The organism is Paraburkholderia aromaticivorans (assembly GCF_012689525.1).
Lineage (GTDB): Bacteria > Pseudomonadota > Gammaproteobacteria > Burkholderiales > Burkholderiaceae > Paraburkholderia > Paraburkholderia aromaticivorans_A.
The window spans coordinates 3,223,846-3,241,960 of the sequence record NZ_CP051515.1 but is presented as its reverse complement, the minus strand read 5'-3'; the positions used below and the strand labels follow the sequence as shown (position 1 = coordinate 3,241,960).

The window sequence follows — 18,115 nt, the reverse complement described above, 5'->3', positions numbered from 1 at the left end:
CGACCTGAACGAATACGAAGCGACCTCATCATGAACGACCATCCCAGTCTGACGCTTGCCACCTTCGCCGCTCAGCTCGACTTCGACAGCATTCCGCACGCGGTGGTGGAGCGCACCGTCAACCTGTATGTCGACTGGCTCGGCTCGGCGTTGGCCGGCAAAGGCGCGCGGCCGGTCGAGACGATCGCGCGCTTCGCCCGCCAGGCCGGCGGCGCATCGAACGACGGCCCGTGCGAAGTGTTGATCGACCGCAGCCGCACCACGCCGTATTTCGCGGCGATGATCAACGGCGCGGCGTCGCACTTCGCCGAGCAGGACGACGTGCACAACGGCTCGGTGTTTCATCCCGCGACGGTCGTGTTTCCGGTGGCGCTTGCGCTGGCGCAGGCGCATCGCAAGTCAGGGCGCGACTTGATCGCGGCGGCGGTCGCGGGCTATGAAGTCGGCATCCGCATCGGCGAATTTTTGGGGCGCTCGCACTACAAGGTGTTTCACACCACGGGTACGGCGGGCACGGTGGCGGCGGCTGCAACAGCGGGACGGCTGCTCGGTTTGTCGCCGATGCAAATGCTCGACGCGTTCGGCTCGGCAGGCACGCAGGCAAGCGGCCTGTGGGAGTTTCTGCGCGATGCCGCCGACTCGAAGCAACTGCACACGGCCATGGCGGCGGCCAGCGGACTGATGGCCGCACAGCTTGCAGCCGACGGCTTCAAGGGCGCGACGCACATTCTCGAAGGCGCGCAAGGCATGGCGGCAGGCATGTCGAGCGACGCGGATCCCGCGCGTCTCGTCGACCGCCTGGGTAGCCGGTGGGCGACGGCGGAGACGTCGTTCAAGTATCACGCGGCGTGCCGTCACACGCATCCCGCCGCCGACGCGTTGCTCGCCGTGGTGCAGGAACACCGTCTCGCCCCGCGCGATATCGCGAAGGTCGTGGCGCACGTCCATCAAGGCGCAATCGATGTGCTCGGCGCGGTCGTCACGCCGCGCACCGTTCATCAGGCGAAGTTCAACATGGGCACGGTGTTGGGACTCGTCGCGCATCACGGTTATGCGGGCGTGACCGAATTCGAGCAAGGTTTCGACGCCGATGCGATCGCCGCCTTTCGCGACAACGTCGAGATGGCTTTCGACGCCGAAGTGGACGCCGCTTATCCCGCGCGCTGGATCGGCAAGGTGACGGTCACGACCACCGACGGCCGCACGTTCAAGGGCCGCGTCGACGAACCGAAAGGCGACCCAGGCAATACGCTGTCGCGCGATGAGATTGCCACCAAGCTGCATCGGCTGGCGGCATTTTCGGGCGCGGCCACCGAAGGCGAGGCCGCGCGATTGCTCGGCAACGCATGGCAGATTGTGGGCCAAACGCAGGTCGGGTCGGTGTTCGAAGCAGAGTCCAACGCGACGGTGGCCGCATGAGCGCCGCACTGCCGCGCTCCTATCTGTTCGTGCCGGGCAACCGTCCTGAGCGCTTCGAAAAAGCGTACGCGGCCGGCGCGGACGCGGTGATTCTCGATCTCGAAGATGCCGTGCAGCCCGATGAAAAACCGGCGGCGCGCGCGGCGGTACTAGCCGCTGTATCGAGCGATGCATCACGGCCCGCGTGGGTGCGCATCAACGGCTCGGACACGCCCTGGTTCAACGGGGACGTCGCGGCGCTGGCCGGACAGCCGGGTGTCGCCGGGATCGTGTTGCCTAAAGCGGAGACGCGTGAACAGATCGAAGCCGTGCTGGCGACGGCGCATGCCACATTGAGCGTGTTGCCGATCGTTGAAACGGCGCGTGGGTTTGCGAGCCTCGCGGTGTTGTGCGCCGCGCCGCGCGTGCAGCGCATCGTGTTCGGCACGCTGGATTTTCAGATCGATCTCGGTATCGATGGCGATGGCGAGGAACTGCATCTGTTCCGCTCACAGATCGTGCTGGCTTCGCGGCTTGCCGGAATCGGCGCGCCGGTGGACGGCGTGTCGACCACCATCACCGATACCGACGCCATCGAAGCCGACGCGCGTCGCGGCCGACGCTTCGGCTTCGGCGGCAAGCTGTGCATTCATCCGAAGCAGATCGATGCGGTGCATCGCGCGTACGCGTGGAGCGACGCGGACAAGGCATGGGCGCAACGCGTACTGGCCGCGGTGGAAACGAGCCACGGCGCGGCGGTGGCGGTGGACGGCAAGATGGTCGATATGCCGGTGATCCTGAAGGCGCAAAGGATCCTCGCGGGCGCATAGGCTGCGGTCAGCGCATCGCCAAAACATGGCTGCGGGTTGTCCATTAACCGCGACGAAACATCGGCTTCCAATAATGCCAATTCCCTGAAGACGCGGCGTGACGCAATCTTGACGTCACGCGGAGGGGCGCACTCGCGCCGCGTGACTCTAGACCATGCATAGAGCCGTCGCCATAAAAAGACAGCCATGCATCACTGTTTTGCGTGCGCGGTCCAGCCGCGCGCAGACCATGAGGAGACACAATTTGGCAACCGTCAATTCCGGGGCGCGGCTCGATCGCTTGCCCATCAGCCGTTTTCACTGGAACATTCTCGGCCTGATCGGCGCGGGCGCTTTCCTCGACGCATTCGATATCTATCTCGCCAACGGCGCGTTAGCCGCGATGATCAAGAGCGGCTTCACCGATCTGCGGCTCGGCTCGTTTTTCATCTCCGCGACTTTCATGGGCATGATGATCGGCGCGGGTCTGTCCGGTTATCTCGGCGACCGCTTCGGCCGGCGTTATTCGTATCAGGCGAACCTGGCGATCTTCGGTCTCGCGTCGATCGCCGCGTGTTTCGCGCCGAATATCTACTGGCTGATCCTGCTGCGTTTCATCATGGGCGTGGGGCTCGGCGCCGAACTGGTGGTGGCGGCCGGGACGCTGTGCGAATTCGTGCCGCCGGCCACGCGCGGACGCTGGACTTCGCTGCTCGCGTTGATCATCAATTCCGGCCTGCTCGGCGCGACCGCGATCGGCTACTGGGTGATTCCGCATCTCGGCTGGCGTTATATGTTTGCGATTGCCGGGATCGGTGCGCTCGTCGTGTGGTTTCTGCGCCATCGGATGCCGGAATCGCCGCGCTGGCTGGAGACGGTCGGACGGCTCGACGAAGCGGAGGCAACGGTGTCGGCGATCGAGCGGCAGGTCGAGGCGCGGGTCGGCAAGTTGCCGCCAGTGGTGCGCGTGATGAGTCACGAGGTGCCGGCCGCGCCGTTCTCCGCGCTGTTCGCGCGCGGCATGATCGGCCGCACGCTGGTGGCGGCGCTCACCTGCATGGCGATCAACATGTCGCTGTATGGATTCGTCGCGTGGTTGCCGACGTTCTTCGTCAAAGAAGGACTGACGATCGTCCAGTCGCTGGGATTCGTACTGTTGATGTCGTTCGGCGCACCGGCTGGCGCGGTGGTCGGGTATCTGGTCACGGACCGGATCGGCCGGCGTAACGGCATCGTGCTGTTCTCGTTCGTGACGATCGCGCTCGGGTTCGTGTACGTGCAGATGCGGGCGCCAGCGGCGATTTCCGTCGTGGGGTTCGCGCTGGTGACGGCGATCTATACGGTTTGCACGCTCGGATTGTTCGGCTATATCCCGGAGTTGTTTCCGACCGCGCATCGGTTGCGGGGGACGGGTGTCGCCGGCACCTGCGGACGCGCCGCCTCCATGTCGACGCCTTATGTGGCGCTGCTGTTGTACACGCACTTCGGCGTGACGGGCGTGCTGACGATGGTCGGCGGAGTTCTGCTGTTGCTGAGCGTGGCGATCCTCGCGCTGCGGATCGAAACGAGTCAGCAGACGCTCGAGGACATCTCGCCCGATTCCGATCTGACGCCGGCCGGAGAGTTGTTTGAGAAGTCGGCATAGGCCGTTGACCACGTGAGCGCGGTCCGTCGATTCGCGGTTTCAGATGCGATCGCGCTGCAAAGGAACCGCACCTCGATGCCGCACGACTGCGCTCGCGAACCCAGCGCGTGCCCCGCTTTTGTGCGCGATTCTAGCTGGCGAGCGTATCGACGACGCTCGCCAGCGGCCGTAAAGCGTTCAGCAGACGGCCGGCATCGCCGCATCGCTTTCGCATTCAGCCAGCAACGAGAGCAGCTTGTCCAGCGCGAATGGTTTCCTGAGAAAGCCTTTGACGGGCAAGGCGGGCGCTTCGCCGCTGCCGCTCGTCAGAATGACGGGGACGGAAGCCAGTTCACTGCGTGCCTGCATCGATTCGATCAGTTCGACGCCATCCATGTTGGGCATGCGCCAGTCGCACACCACCGCGCTGACGCGCGTGCGTTGCAGTCGTTCAAAAGCTTCGGCGCCATCCGCCGCCGTGGCGACCGTGTAACCACGGCCGACCAGCACGGCGCGCAGCGCGGACAATGCCTCGGGTTGGTCATCGACCAGTAATACGCGACTCATAATGCTTATGCCCGAAATGTTCGGTTGGACTGGGCCTCGGGTATTCGTGGCGCCAGCCTTGACACGGACGCGGGCTAATCGCCATGCGCTCTCGTCCTGTCGAGCCGCACGTTTAAGCAAGTGCCGTGCCCGGTGATGCGCGACACCGTGTGAGCGTGTCTTGCGGGGAGCTTGGAAGCGCCGCAGAGAATCTGTTCAGCGCGGCAGTGTGGGTCGGGTTACGCGAGTCGCATTGCAAGGACTTGATGAGGACGCGCCCCGATTCAAGCGTGGCGATCGGCGCGCGCGATAAGCGATTCAACGCTTATCTGCATCGCTGCGTCCAATGCATGTGGTTGCCGACGAGACCGGCGGTTCTGCCGAAACCGTCTGGCACTTCCTTCACGCCCGGTTAAGATTGGCCTTTGTCTTGCGAGCGCCCAGCGGCGCTTCAACCCAGGCCTTCATCATGCATTTCGATTTCGTGGACTTGCGTCTGCTCCTCAATATCGCCGACACGCAAAATCTGGCGCGCGCCGCGGAGCGCTCGCATCTGTCGGCGCCGGCGGCAAGCAACCGGGTCAAGAATCTCGAGGAACAACTGGGTTTCAAGCTGCTTTATCGCACCAGCCAGGGCGTGACGCTGACGCCCGCGGGCGAAGCCTTCGTGCATCACGCGCGGCTCGTGCTCGAACGGGTCGAGCATCTGGCCGGCGACATGCAGGAGTACGGCGAAGGCATCAAGGGACACGTGCGCATCTGGGCCAACACCACCGCGATCAGCGAGTTCATGCCGGCCGTGCTGAGCCATTTTTTGCGCGATCATCCGGACGTCAACATCGATCTGCGCGAAGTGCTGAGCGGCGAAATCGTCAAAGGCGTGGCGGATAGCGCGACGGATATCGGCATCGTCGCGGGCAATGTGCATGCGGAGCATCTGGAAATGCTGCCGTATCGCGACGACCGGCTCGTGCTGGTCACGTCGCGCGATCATCCGATGGCTCGTCTGTCGTCGGTGGACTTTGCGCAAGTGCTCACGGCCAATTTCGTGAGCTTGCCGACGTCGAGCGCGATCCACGCGTTCATCACCAGTGCCGCCGATGCGCTCGGCGCGCGGCTGAAACTGCGCATCCAGGTCGGCAACTTCGAAGCCGCTTGCCGGATGATCGAAGCGGGCGTGGGCATCGGCATCGTGCCGGAATCGGTCGCGCTGCGGCACGAGAAGACGATGCAGATCGCCACGGTCGGACTGAACGACCCTTGGGCTGAACGCAAGCTCAAGATCTGCGTGCGCAGCCTCAAGGACCTGCCGCCGTTCGCGCGTGTGCTGGTCGACCGGCTGATGGCGGGCGTTTAAGGTCAATATTCGCCGGCGTTGAGTCGCGCGCCATCGGTTCCGTAACGCTCATGCGGCCGGCGCAGATGCTGTTCCGGATGCCCTTTCTTAGAGGCGCTACTTATTTCCAATAAGAAACTAGTGAGACAGAGTCGGCGTGCGGGCGCGGGTTGATGCCGGCGCCGGCGAAGACTCCACACAGTCGATTCGGCAGACCGACCCGTATAGGCTCAGCAAGCCTTTCCGAGCTTTCGCCTAGCCGGCTCCGGGCAAATACCCTTGCCGCCACAAAAGCCCGCGTGTATAGTTTCCGAACTTACTCTTGTTTCGCATCGGAAATTAAAGGGATCCTCATGGACGCTTCCACCATCCTCGCTGACCTCGGCATCGCCCACGCGGCGCAAGCCGGCGACATCGCGGTTCATTCGCCCATCACCGGCGACCTCATCGGCCGCGTGGCCAGCAACACGGTGGCGGAAGTCGACACGGCCCTTGCCCAGGCGAAAGAGGCGTACACCGCCTGGCGCAACGTGCCGGCGCCGCGGCGCGGCGAACTGGTGCGTCTGCTGGGCAACCGTCTGCGCGAGAAGAAGCAGGCGCTGGGCAGCATCATCACGCTCGAGACCGGCAAGATTCTTCAGGAAGGCATGGGCGAAGTGCAGGAAATGATCGACATCTGCGATTTCGCGGTCGGTCTGTCGCGTCAGCTGTACGGCCTGACGATCGCCTCGGAGCGTCCGGGGCATCGCATGGCGGAGACGTGGCATCCCATGGGCACGTGCGTCGTGATCTCGGCGTTCAATTTTCCGGCCGCGGTGTGGTCGTGGAATGCGGCGCTCGCGCTGGTCTGCGGCAATGCGGTGATCTGGAAGCCGTCGGAAAAGACGCCGCTCACCGCGCTCGCCGTCAATCAGATTCTCACCGAGGCATTGCAGGAATTCGGCGACGCGCCGGCCGGCCTCACCGCCTTGATCAACGGCGGCCGCGACGTGGGCGCGAAGCTTGTAGCCGATCCGCGCGCGTCGATCGTCAGCGCGACGGGCAGCACGGAAATGGGCCGCACGGTCGGCGTGGAAGTGGCGAAGCGCTTCGGCCGCTCGTTGCTCGAACTCGGCGGCAACAACGCGGGCATCGTCACGCAAACGGCGGATCACGAACTCGCCATGCGCGGCATTCTGTTTTCGGCGGTGGGCACGGCGGGTCAGCGTTGCACGTCGCTGCGCCGGTTGTTCGTGCACGAGAGCGTGTACGACAAAACCATCGAGCGTCTGACGCAGTTGTACAGCAAGGTGCCGATCGGCAACCCGCTCGAAAAGGGCACGTTGATGGGCCCGCTGATCGACAAGCAATCGTATGGCCGCATGCAGGAAGCGCTGCAACAGGCCACGGCCGAAGGCGGCAAGGTGTTCGGCGGCGAACGCGTCGACGTGAAGGGCTATGAAAACGGCTACTACGTGCGTCCGGCGATCGTCGAAATGCCTTCGCAAACGTCGGTGGTGCTGAAGGAAACCTTCGCGCCGATTCTCTACGTGTTGCGCTACACCGATTTCGCCGACGCAGTCGAGGCGAACAACGCGGCGGTGCACGGTCTGTCGTCGTGCGTGTTCACGACCGATCTGCGCGAAGCGGAGCGTTTCCTGTCCGACTCGGGCAGCGACTGCGGCATTGCGAACGTCAACATTGGACCGAGCGGCGCGGAAATCGGCGGCGCGTTCGGCGGCGAGAAGGAAACCGGCGGCGGCCGCGAGTCGGGTTCGGATGCGTGGAAGGCCTATATGCGCCGCGCCACCAACACGGTCAACTACTCGTCGGCGTTGCCGCTCGCGCAGGGTATCGACTTCAATATCGGCTGATACCGTCCGCTTGACCGGTGCAAAGCAGCGGCGCATTCCTGCGCCGTTGCTGCCTGACACAACCTCTTCAGCAATCCGTTTGCGCCGCCGGCGTTTGCGAGCGGCCACGCTACTCGTGGAGTAAGACGTGAGTTCCAAAGTCGTGATCGTCGGCGGTGGGGTGATCGGCAGCTCGATTGCGTATTTCTTGCGGCTGTCCGATCCGACAGTCGGCGTCACGGTGATCGAACGCGATCCGACTTATGCGCGGTCTTCGTCGGCGCTATCGGCGGCGTCGATCCGTCAGCAATTCTCCACACCGCTTTCCATTCAGATGTCGCTGTTCGGCATCGAGTTTCTGCGCTCGATCGGCGAACGGCTCGAGGTCGACGGCGCCAAACCGTCGATCGATCTGCACGAGGGTGGCTACCTGTTTCTCGCGACGCCCGCCGGCGAGACGACGCTGCGCGAAAACCACGCGCTGCAAACGAGTCTTGGCGCCCATATCAGCCTGCTCGACCAGCACGCGCTGCAAGCGCGCTTTCCCTGGCTCAACACAGAAGACCTCGTGGCCGGCGCGTACGGTGAGAGCGGCGAGGGCTGGTTCGACGGTTACGGACTCGTGCAGGCGCTGCGCAAGAAGGCGCAGTCGCTGGGCGCACGCTATGTCGCCGCCGATGTCACCGCCATCCATCGCGATGGCAAACGCGTCACGCAAGTGCAGACCGCGAACGGCGAAACTTACGCTTGCGACGTGGTGGTCAATGCCGCCGGCGCATGGTCGCGCAAAGTCGCGCAGATGGTCGGCATCGACATTCCGGTCTACGCGCGGCGCCGCAGTATTTTCAACGTCACCTCGCCGGGGCAGCTCGAACGGTGTCCGTTGCTGATCGATCCAAGCGGCGTGTACTTCCGTCCCGAAGGCAAATCGTTTATCTGCGGTACGTCGCCGTCAGCGGATAACGACCCCGACGATCTGCCGCTCGACGAAGTCGATCACGCATTATTCGACGACGTGATCTGGCCGACGCTCGCGCATCGCGTGCCGCAATTCGAAGCGCTGCGCGTGCAGAATTGCTGGTCCGGCTATTACGAATACAACGTGCTCGATCAGAACGCGATCATCGGTTATCACCCGGATGTCGATAACTGCATTTTCGCCAACGGTTTCAGCGGGCACGGTTTGCAGCAAGGTCCGGCAACGGGCCGCGGCATCAGCGAACTGATTCTGCATGGCCGCTATACGACGCTCGATCTGGGCTCGTTGAGCTTCACGCGTGTGCTCGAAAACCGGCCCATCGTGGAGAAGAACGTGGTGTAGCCGCGCGTACATCGGGGTGATGCGGAAAACGCAATACGTAGTGCGGAGATATCGTTTGCCGCCTGCCCCGGCGATGACCACAATCAAAGCCGACCTTCCCACTCGAGACAAGCGGCCTGTCATCATGTTCACGTTCAATCCCGCATTCGAAGCGCCGACCGGTTCGCCGATCCGCGAGCTCTTCAAGTATCTGGCGCAACCCGGCATGATCTCGTTTGCCGGCGGCTATCCGGCGAGCGATCTGTTCGATCGTGAAGGGCTCGACGCCGCGGCGTCGCGTGCGTCGCAACACCCCACGCTCTGCCTGCAATACGGTCCCACCGACGGCCTCCCTGTCCTGAAGGAACAACTCGCGCACCTGATGGCGCGCCGCAGCGTGTCTTGCGCGCCGCAGGACTTGCTGGTGACGACCGGCTCGCAGCAAGGCTTCGATTTGCTGCTGCGCGTGATGGTCGCGTCCGGCGACGTGGTGCTGGTCGAGCAGCCTGCTTATCCCGCGACCTTGCAGGCGCTCAAGCTGCAAGAGGCCGACGTGGTCACGATTCCCGTCGATCAGGACGGCCTCGATGTCGACGCGCTCGCGGCGCTACTCGACTCGGGCACGCTGCGCCGCGCGCCGAAGCTGTTGTACACGGTGCCTACTTTCGCCAATCCGACCGGCGCGACCTTGTCGCTCGAACGCCGCACGGCGTTGCTGAAACTGGCGGCGCGTTACCGCTTTCTGATCGTCGAAGACGATCCCTACGGCGATCTGCGCTTCAGCGGCGCGGCGTTGCCTTCGCTGCTCGCCCTGAGCGAACAGGTGCCGGGGTCGCGCGATTGGGTCGTGCATTTCTCCAGTCTCTCGAAGATCGTCGCGCCGGGCCTGCGCGTGGGCTGGATGCTCGCGCACGCGGAGATTCTGCGACGCTGCGTGGTCGCCAAACAGACCGTCGATCTGTGCAGCTCGTCGTGGACCCAGGCGATCGCCGCGGAGTACCTCGCGAGCGGCGCGCTGGAGCAGCATTTGCCCCGCATCGTCGACGCCTACGCCGTGAAATGCCGCACGCTATGCGACGCGCTCGACGCGCAACTGGCGGAACACATCGCGTTTCATCGTCCCTCGGGCGGCATGTTCGTGTGGGCGCGATTGAAGGCCGGTCAGAATGCGTCCGATTATCTGCGCGCTTGCATCGAGCGCAATGTGATGTTTGTGCCGGGCGTTGCGTTCTATAAAGACAATATCGATTCGTCGGCACTGCGCTTGTCATTTGCCGCGCCCGGCGTGGCGGATATCGAAATCGGCGTGCAGAGAATGAAGCAGGCGCTCGAACATTTTTGACGGCGGCTAAGGTGGTGCTCGCGTCAAAGTAGTAATCGCGATGCCTTAATTAACCCGGTGAGCGCATTGCGCGCAGCCGGGTTTTTTTACGCGTACGCTAAATTAAGCGGATTTAGCATAAAGGCTCCGGACATGTAATGCTATCTAAACCGATCGGCACTATTCTCAAAGCGTCGCGGCCATCTGCCGCATATTGCTGCATATAATCTCCGCACTGGCTTGCGCCGGTTTAACGAGACGAATCGCCGTGTCCAGTGGATGCGTTTCCTAATCCCTTAATCAGGCATGTGTCCGATTTTTGTCAAACTCTTGGGTCAAGTCTGACTGTTAAATAGGAAGTGTCGTTGGTTTTTAGATAAAAATATCGGTTATCATCGCTGCCTTCGGCGATTGATCCCACTGGCTTAATCCGCGGGACACCCACGTTAATACCGTCGCATCGAACCAGAAGAAATCAGATGAAGATGTCGCGCAAAAAGATTGCAATCCTGGTAGTCGGTCTTCTGGTCGTGGCCGGCGTGGTCATTCAGGCGGTGTGGCGTCCTTTTGGTCATCGCCAAATCGCCGAGAACAGCGAAGTCGTCCTCGATATTCGTCACCCTGACGCGGTGATCGACAGCGAAGCGCTCTCGCGTTTGCCGCGCGACATCTTGCGCGTGCCGCTGTTGCACGACGTGTTGACGCAAGACTTCGTCGACTACTACGAATCGAGCAATACGCGCCTGTCCGCCGAGGGCGCGCTGCGGCGTCTCGCGTTCGAACATCAACTCGACTGGCGCGACGAACTGATCCGCCGTGTCTTCGACGAACCCGCGCACGTGCTGCTGTGGCGCTCGCCCGACGGCCGCCTTGGCTACTGGGTGATGTCGATGCATCGCAACGGCCTCGCCAAGCTGCTGCAAGGCGTGGGCAACGTCGCGACGAGCGACGCGCAACTGAGTCAGGTGGCCAAGCTCTCCGGCGACGTGCCGGTCTACGCATTGAAGCTGGCGGTCGGCCGCACGCTGCTGTTCGCCACCAAAGACGACCGCCTGGTGGTGCTGTCCGCACCCGGCGTATTGCTCGACGGCAAAGGCGGCTTGCTGAGCGAGCGCGCCGACGCCGTATCCGAGATGCTGTCCTCGGGCCGCGACGGCGCCGCGCACGCCTATCAGCTCGACGCGTCCGGCGACGCGCCGAAGGGCCATCGGCTGGTGGTGTCGGCCAATTACCTGTCGTTCGGTTATCAGGCGTTTTTCTCCGGTATCGACGCGTTGCGCTTCGACTTTTCGCCGAATAGCAACGCCGCGGCGAACTGGCAAACGTCGGCGCTGATCGAGCCGGGCAAGTTGCCGCAGCAGTGGAACGGCGCCGACCTGTGGCGCGCGTTGCCGGCCAATGCGGCCGCCTGCACGAGCTTGCCGGCGGACTGGAAAGAAGCCTCGGGTCTGTTGGGCAAAGTGGCCGGCGGCGGCGCGGACAACGCAGCCGCGATCGGCGATCAGCTCGCCGGCCCCGCGGCGGTGTGCTGGTATGCGAAGTCCACGCTGGTCGCGCCGGTGTTCGTCGCGCGCGTGAAGAAGCAGGACGCGGCCGGCGTCGCCGCATTGAAGACCGCGCTCGGCAAGACTTTCGGCGATGTGATCGGCGCCTATGAAGCGAAGGCCGCCAAAGCCGACGGCGCCGACTCGGGCTATCGCCGCTTGCCGGTCACCACGCGCGACCAGGGCGCGGACGTCACCGTGTGGCAGCGTCCGGTGAGCGCGCGTTCGGGCACGGCGGTGAGCAGCAAGGCGCCGTTCGCGTCGCAGTTGTCGGCGGAACGTTATTTCCCGGTCACGCTCGCACTCGCGCACGGCTATCTGATTTTCTCGCCGGACGGCCGCCTCGTCGACGATACGCTCGCGGTGCTCGACAAGCGCTATCCGGCGCTCGCCGATACGCTCGCGCCGCAACGTCTGCCGCGCACGATTCTGACGCTCACGCCGTCGTCGGCGGCCGCGCTGATCGAACGCGAGGCCGGCGCGGCGTTGCCGGCGGATCAGGAAGCGGTGTTCCGCAACGCGTCGCGCACGCATCTGGTGCCGAAGCTGCACGCACTCGCTCATTACCCGCCGGTTTCGCTGACGCTGCCGCAGAACCTGCCGGGCTCGACGGGGTGGGTGCCGGTGGAGTGGTGGTTCGATCGCGCGAAGGCGGATGCTGGTTCGAATACGAGCGCTGCCGATACGCCCGCGGATCAACCCGGCACCGAGGGCGACTGAGTGCGCCGCCTTCGCGTACCTGACGCGGCATTCGCGGCGCACGTGCCTGAGCGCGCGGCGCGGCTCGTGGCCGCATCGCGGCCGGCGCATGCCGTGCAGACGACGCTCGCCGCGCAGTCCGCGCTTGCGATGCAAGCAACGCTCGCCACGCAATGCGCGCATGCCCAACTGCCCGAGTCTCACGCCTTCGCCAAATCCCGCCGCACATGGCTCGCGCGCACGGCTTCCCTGTTGGCGCTTGCGAGCCTCGCGCCCTACGCGCACGCGCTCACCAGCGCCGCCGCATCCCCGGACCCCGACGCTCTCTCACCGCAACAATCCGCGGCATTTCGCGCGTGGTTCGCGCGCATCGTCGACCAGCAGATGCGGCGTGGACCGACGCCGCGCTGGACCCAACGCGATTGCGCGGGCCTCGTGCGCTTCGCGGTCGGCGAGACGCTCAGACCGCACGACACCCGATGGCTGCGCGCCAACGGCATGACCAGTCTCGCGGATACCAGCAGCATGCCGCCCGAACTGCAACTGTCCGCGTCGCAGCGCACGATCGCCAACCGCTGGACCCAGCTCGACGGTTCCACCGGCGCATACGCATCGGCGATCGCCCTGATTCAACGCAATAGCCGTTTTGTTTCGAAGGACGTGAACCAGGCGCTGCCCGGTGATCTGCTGTTCTTCGACCAGGGCGACGACCAGCATCTGATGATCTGGCTGGATCGCTACATCGCTTATCACACAGGCACCGTCACGCCGACCGATACCGGTCTGCGCGCCGTCGCCGTCTCCGACCTGATGCAATGGAAAGATTCCCGCTGGCAGCCGCTCGACGGCAATCCGAATTTCGTTGGCGTGTTTCGTTTGGACTTTCTGACACCATGACCCGAATGATTTCCGTCACACGATCGAGCGGTTGGTTGGGCAATGCGCGCCGTCGCGCGGCATGCACGTTCGCGGCGTTGCTCCCCGTCTTATTCGCGGCCATGACGCTCGCCGTCGCACCGGCCGCCTATGCCGACGATGACGCAGCGAGCGCCGCTGCTGCCGCCGATGCCAACATCGCCGGAAATCCGACGCTGCAGACCGCGCCGTCGAGCAACTTCAGCTCGCAGAAAGTGGACGGTCAACCGTTCTTCCTGCTCTCCGACGCGAGCTTCGGCAGCGATCAACTGGCACAGGTGCGGCTCGAAGCGCCGGGCCGTGATTTCAAGGATGCGCTGCAAGCGTACGGCGGCGCGGACATCGTCGTGTATCGCGTGCCGAAGCCGCTGGACTTTCTGAAGGCGCAAAAGAATCTGCATCGGCTGAATGTGGCGCCGAATTATCAGGGCGAAGGGCTCGCGAACACGCTCGCGTATCTGTGGGACCGCTGGCTCACCGAAGCGCGCCGCGCATGGCAGCGTGTGTTGTCGTTCGCGACCCGCAGCAAGGCGACCGAAGCGGCGCCGCAATTCAAGCTCGGTGAGCAGACCGGCAAGCCGACGCAATTCGAGCCGAACTCGCAATTCGCGCCGCTGAAAGGCTACGACAGGGTCGCGCGGTTCCGCTATCCGATCTGGGACGCGAAAGTGATCGAGCCGCCCAAAGGCGTGAATCTCGCGGGCAGCAGCAGTAACTTTATCGAAGCCAGTTCGGGCAATGTGATGATTCCGGTCGGCAAGCTGCCGCCGGGGCTGTATATCGTCGAGGCGGTGATCGGCAACTATCGCGCGCATACGCTGCTGTTCGTGTCGGACACGGTCGCGGTCGTGAAGGCGGCGTCGAGCGGCATGCTCGTGTGGACCACGCGGCGCGATAACGGCAAGCCGGTGGCGAATACAGAAGTGAACTGGACCGATGGCGTGGGCGTTCTGCAAAGCGGCACGACCGGCGGAGACGGCGCGCTGGTGCTGCAACACGTGAGCCCCGAGCGCAGCTATGTGCTCGGCACCGATCCGCAAGGCGGCGTGTTCGTCTCCGAGAATTTCTATTACGACAGCGAGATCTACAACACGAAGATCTACGCGGTGACCGATCGGCCGATGTATCGACCGGGCGATCCGGTGCATGTGAAGTTCATCGGCCGCACGTTCCAGAACGCGACGCAATCGTCGGCGCCGGCCGAAGCCGATATCAAGCTCGACGTGCTCGATCCGAACGGCGCGCCGGTGGCAACCAGCAAGGTGCATTTCGCCTCCGACACTGGCGCGGATACCGCGTTCACGTTGCCCGCCGACGCCACCGCCGGCGGCTACACGCTGCGCTTCGACTACAACGGCGATGTCTACGGCAGTGCATTTCGCGTCGCCGAATATGTGAAGCCGCACTTCGACGTGAACCTGTCGATGGATAAAGCCGATTACGCGACCGGCGAGGCGCTGAAGGGCAAAATCCAGTTGCGCTATCCGGACGGCAAGCCGGTGCGCGACAGCAAGATCTCGGTCACGCTGCGCGCGCAGAAAGTGACGATCGTCGACGGCGAACTGCGTTATGCGGGGCTGTTCCCGGTCAAGCTCGAACAGCAGGAGCTGAAGACGGATAGCGACGGCAACGCGGGCCTCACGCTGCCGGCCGCGAAGGAGCCGAGCCGCTACGCGTTGACGCTGTTCGCGCAGGACGGCGCGGCGTACAAAGTGCGCGTGACGCGCGAAGTGCTGATCGCGCGCGGCGCGACGCCGTATCGTTTGACCACGGCCAAATCGTTCTCGCAACCGAAGGAAGCGGTCAGCTTCGATCTGCAAGCGCTAGGCGCGATCGATCCGGCCTCGCATGCGCCGTCGAAATGGGAATGGACGCGCCTCGAATCGCAAACGCATGGCGAAGGCGCGTTGAAGGGCGCTAGCGCGGGCGGCAAACTGTCGTTCCCGGTGCAATTCGACGAACCGGGTTCGTACATGTTGTCGGTCAAGGACAACTTGGGCAACCTGCTCGCCGCGACCAGCCACTGGGTCGCGGGCGATGGCCTCAAGGCGATTCCGGGCAGCGTCGAAATCGTGTTCGATCGCGACAAGTACAAAATCGGCGACACCGCAGAAGCACTGATCACGTTCCCGATGCCGGTCGACGACGCGCTGCTCACGCTCGAACGCGACAACGTCGAACGTCGCGCGTTGCTCACGGCGGGTGGCGATTGGCTGCAATTGCAACGCGTGGCACCGTCGCAATGGAAAGCGCGCATCAAGGTGGGCGCTGACTTCGCGCCGAACATGACGTTCTCGGTGTTGTACGTGCACGCCGGCGAATACGTGTTCCAGAACGCGGGCATCGTGGTTGCGCAGCCGCAGATCGAACTGAACGTGAAGAGCGACAAGCCGGTGTACGGACCGGGCGACACGGTCACGCTGAATTTCGACAGCACGTTGAACGGCAAGCCGGAAGCGGCGAATCTGACGGTCAGCGTGGTCGATGAAATGGTCTACGTGTTGCAGCCGGAAATCGCGCCGAATATCGTCGACTTCTTCTATCACCCGCGCCGCAATAACGTGCGGACTTCGTCGAGCCTCTCGTTCATCACTTACGACGTCGCGCGCTCGCCGCTGAAGGGCGCGCCGGGCGGACCGCAACGCGCCAACTACAACGAGCGCGGCGTGAAGGTGCTCGAACGGCCGCGCCGCGACGATCAGGACACGGCCGCGTGGGAAGGCAATCTGAAAACCGACGCGAGCGGCCACGCCACCATGACGTTCAAGATGCCGGATTCGCTGGCGCGCTGGCGCATCACCGTGCGCGCGGCGGCGCCGGACGGCATGGTCGGTCAACGCACTGCTTACGTGCGTTCGGACAAGGCGCTGTATCTGAAGTGGAGCGGGCCGTCGCACTTCCGCGTCGACGATCAGCCGGCCATCGACATGATCGCCTTCAATCAGACCGACGCGGACATGGACGCGCAGTGGGTGGTGGACGGCGGCGGGTTGTCGCTCAATCAGAAGGTCACGCTCAGGCGCGGCGCGAACTATTTGCGTCTGCCGAGCGGCGCGCTGAAGGACGGCGTGATCAACGCGTCGCTGCGCAGCGCGGGCAAGGACGTCGACCGTCTGCAAACCACGATTCATCTCGACGCGAGCGGCTGGCTCGATCTGCATCAGAACACGGTGGCGCTCGACGGCTCGAACAAGCCGCTGAATCTGCCGCAAGATGCGCAGGACGTGAGCGTGCGTTTCATCGGCAATGCGGCGAGCCAGTTCATGCGCGTCGCCGACGATCTGATCAACTATCCGTACGGTTGCGCCGAGCAAACGTCGAGCCGTCTGATTCCGTTGGCGCTCGCGCACGATGCGATCGGCCACGGCGACAACGCGAGCTCGACGCAAGGGCTCGAAGCGCTGCTGCGCAATCAGCGGCAGCGTCTGGCGATGCTCGCGGGCGTCGGCGGCACGTTCGGCTGGTGGGGCGATACCACCGGCGGCGCGCTGACCACGGCCTATGCGTATTACGCGGACTGGCTCGCGAGCCGCAGCCTCGGCATCAGCCTGCCCGCGGATAACTGGCAGCACGCCATGGACGTCTATCGCGACGCCGGGGCGAAAGAGCCGCTGCTGCATCGCGCGCTGGCTTTGTGGCTGATGCAGCAGATGGGCTTGCCGGTCGCGACGCCGGTGTCGGGCGTGGCCGCGGACCTGGCGAGCGATGCGGCGGCCACCGCCAAGGCGCCCGCGCGCAGCGGCACGTACGGCGCGTCGGACAGCATCGTGTTCGCGCAAGCCGATTCGCCGCGCGGCAAGCAGATGGCGACGCTGCTGATCGCCAGCATGGCGCGCAGCACGAGCGCGCAGTTGCCGGATGGCTTCGACGCAGCGGCAAGCGCCGCGCGGACTGCGTTGAGCAACGATCCGGCGCCGCTGGTGCAAAGCCTGCTGGTCATGTCGGGTGGCGACGGCGGCGGCGCCTCGGTCGATGCATCGGCTTTGCTCGCAAAGAGCAGTGCCGATTATCCGACGCTCGATCGCGCGCTGACGCTGCTGTGGTTGCGCAAGGCAATGGGCGGTGACGTGGCGGCCGCATCGTTGCCGTCGCTGCAAGGCGCGGGCTGGACACGCGCCTCGACGCCGACCGGCACGCCGCTCTACAAATGGACCGGTGCGGCGCAGCCGACCGCACTCGACGCTGGCGCCGCGCGCACCGACGTCAACGCGCTGGTCTCGTTCCGCAGTCATACGAGCGAGGACAGCCGCCTGAACGTCACCGTCGAGCGCCGTTTCTACAAGCTCGAACCGGTCGAAGTCGCGACCGATCCAAAGAAGAAGGAAGCCGCCGGCGAGAGCCAGTTGGGGCGCTCGGCATTCACCGCGCGTCTGATGAAGCAGGGCGATACGATCGACAGCAATGCGCTCTATGTCGACGAAGTCACGCTCACGCCGCGCTCGGGCAACGCCTACCACTACGGTCTGCTTGACGTGCCGCTGCCGCCGGGCGGCGATGTCGAGGCGACGAGCTGGGGCGTGTCGATCGACGGTCTGCCGGGCGCGAAAGATGGCGCCAGTGGTCCGCAGCCGTTCCAGCGCGTGGCGTCGTACGAGATGGGTGAACTGGCTTATCACCAGCCCGTGCCGTTGCTCGACCGGCCGGTCACGCTGCGGCAACTGGTGCGCTTCGCGTTGCCCGGCACGTTCGCGCTGCCGCCCGCGCGCTACTTCCGCATGTATCAGCCGGACGCGAAGGCGTTCGAAGGCGGCAAGAGCGATCGCGTGACGACGTTGCGCATCCAGTGAGCGA

Annotated in this window: 11 protein-coding genes; 10 read left to right on the top strand and 1 reads right to left on the bottom strand. The window is 64.3% G+C overall.

Annotated features, from left to right (window positions below; genetic code table 11):
• The first annotated feature begins 30 nt into the window (after positions 1–30).
• The 3 genes from HF916_RS26335 (at position 31) to HF916_RS26325 (ending at position 3,852) form a co-directional block, all read left to right on the top strand.
• Positions 31–1,419 (top strand): MmgE/PrpD family protein, encoded by a 1,389-nt coding sequence (locus tag HF916_RS26335; protein WP_168791671.1) that lies wholly within the window; start codon positions 31–33, stop codon positions 1,417–1,419.
• Positions 1,416–2,228, top strand: a complete 813-nt coding sequence (locus tag HF916_RS26330; RefSeq protein WP_168791670.1) for an HpcH/HpaI aldolase/citrate lyase family protein — start codon at positions 1,416–1,418, stop codon at positions 2,226–2,228. Before HF916_RS26335 ends, HF916_RS26330 begins: the two co-directional genes overlap by 4 nt.
• A 229-nt stretch (positions 2,229–2,457) precedes the next feature.
• Entirely contained in the window at positions 2,458–3,852 is a 1,395-nt protein-coding gene (locus HF916_RS26325; protein ID WP_168791669.1) for an MFS transporter, read from the top strand.
• A 177-nt stretch (positions 3,853–4,029) separates the two neighbouring features.
• Here HF916_RS26325 and HF916_RS26320 read toward each other — a convergent pair whose 3' ends face one another.
• A complete protein-coding gene (locus tag HF916_RS26320) occupies positions 4,030–4,398 on the bottom strand; it encodes a response regulator (RefSeq protein ID WP_168791668.1) in 369 nt (122 codons plus the stop codon).
• Between the two features lie 448 nt (positions 4,399–4,846).
• Here HF916_RS26320 and HF916_RS26315 point away from each other — a divergent pair, with 448 nt between their 5' ends.
• The 7 genes from HF916_RS26315 to HF916_RS26285 all read left to right on the top strand — a co-directional run bounded on the left by HF916_RS26315 (position 4,847) and on the right by HF916_RS26285 (position 18,111).
• The gene (locus HF916_RS26315; RefSeq protein ID WP_168791667.1) at positions 4,847–5,734 is read left to right on the top strand and encodes a LysR family transcriptional regulator; all 888 of its coding nucleotides are present in this window, start codon (positions 4,847–4,849) and stop codon (positions 5,732–5,734) included.
• A gap of 332 nt (positions 5,735–6,066) precedes the next feature.
• A complete protein-coding gene (gene amaB, locus HF916_RS26310) occupies positions 6,067–7,566 on the top strand; it encodes an L-piperidine-6-carboxylate dehydrogenase (protein ID WP_168791666.1) in 1,500 nt (499 codons plus the stop codon).
• Between the two features lie 127 nt (positions 7,567–7,693).
• Complete coding sequence (locus tag HF916_RS26305; RefSeq protein WP_168791665.1) at positions 7,694–8,866, top strand: NAD(P)/FAD-dependent oxidoreductase; 1,173 nt, start codon at positions 7,694–7,696, stop codon at positions 8,864–8,866.
• A 124-nt stretch (positions 8,867–8,990) separates the two neighbouring features.
• The gene (locus tag HF916_RS26300) at positions 8,991–10,187 is read left to right on the top strand and encodes a PLP-dependent aminotransferase family protein (RefSeq protein ID WP_168792165.1); all 1,197 of its coding nucleotides are present in this window, start codon (positions 8,991–8,993) and stop codon (positions 10,185–10,187) included.
• A 458-nt stretch (positions 10,188–10,645) separates the two neighbouring features.
• Positions 10,646–12,430 (top strand): DUF2138 domain-containing protein, encoded by a 1,785-nt coding sequence (locus tag HF916_RS26295; RefSeq protein ID WP_168791664.1) that lies wholly within the window; start codon positions 10,646–10,648, stop codon positions 12,428–12,430.
• A gap of 129 nt (positions 12,431–12,559) precedes the next feature.
• Positions 12,560–13,306, top strand: coding sequence for a DUF1175 domain-containing protein (locus HF916_RS26290; protein ID WP_168792164.1), 747 nt, complete (start codon positions 12,560–12,562; stop codon positions 13,304–13,306).
• On the top strand, positions 13,303–18,111 hold the full coding sequence (locus HF916_RS26285) for an alpha-2-macroglobulin family protein (RefSeq protein WP_168791663.1): 4,809 nt from the start codon (positions 13,303–13,305) through the stop codon (positions 18,109–18,111). The genes HF916_RS26290 and HF916_RS26285 overlap by 4 nt, the downstream gene beginning before the upstream one ends.
• Positions 18,112–18,115 lie beyond the last annotated feature (4 nt).